This window comes from Galbibacter sp. PAP.153 (genome assembly GCF_037029175.1).
In the GTDB taxonomy this organism is placed as follows: domain Bacteria; phylum Bacteroidota; class Bacteroidia; order Flavobacteriales; family Flavobacteriaceae; genus Galbibacter; species Galbibacter pacificus.
In genome coordinates, this window is record NZ_JAZEUN010000069.1 from 1 (window position 1) to 591 (window position 591).

A 591-nucleotide genomic window follows, 5' to 3' on the forward strand; every position below is an offset into this window, starting at 1 on the left:
CAGGAACAAAAGCGAAAATATAAAAACAATCCGTTTTTAGTGCAGAACCTCTATTACAATGCCAAGGAAGACTATTGTGTATGCCCCATGGGGCAACATCTTGAAAACATAGCAACCGAAAAACGCAAAAGCAGCACCGGATATGCCTCCACAGTTACTCATTATCAGGCCGTCAGGTGTGAAGGTTGCCCGCTCCGGGGGATGTGCCACAAAGCAGAAGGAAACCGAATCATTAAGGTAAATAACCGATTGGTTCAACTCAGGGCGCAAGCCAAAAAGCCTTTAATCAGTCAACAGGGGCCTGGTACACCGTAGTAACCGACCCATAGAGCCGGAGGCGGTCTTCGGGCAACTCAAATTCAATAATAAATTTAATCGGTTTACACATAGAGGCTTATCCAAAGTTAACTTGGAGTTCGCATTAATGGCCATTGGACACAACCTACGCAAGTTAACGGCTACTTTATCCCTATATACCTCTGAAAATTTAGCCGTTTTTAGCAAATACCTTAAAAAGTATATGAAAATCAACTTTTCTACCAAAATCTATAATAATCAAGTTCATCTGATTTATCTGAAGGCATGAGGATA

1 protein-coding gene is annotated in these 591 nt (G+C 41.6%); it reads left to right on the top strand.

What is annotated here, in order from left to right:
* Nucleotides 1-315, top strand: a 315-nt coding sequence (locus UXI14_RS18070) for a transposase (RefSeq protein WP_335967372.1), incomplete at its 5' end; no start/stop codon positions are given.
* Between the last annotated feature and the right edge of the window lie 276 nt (nt 316-591).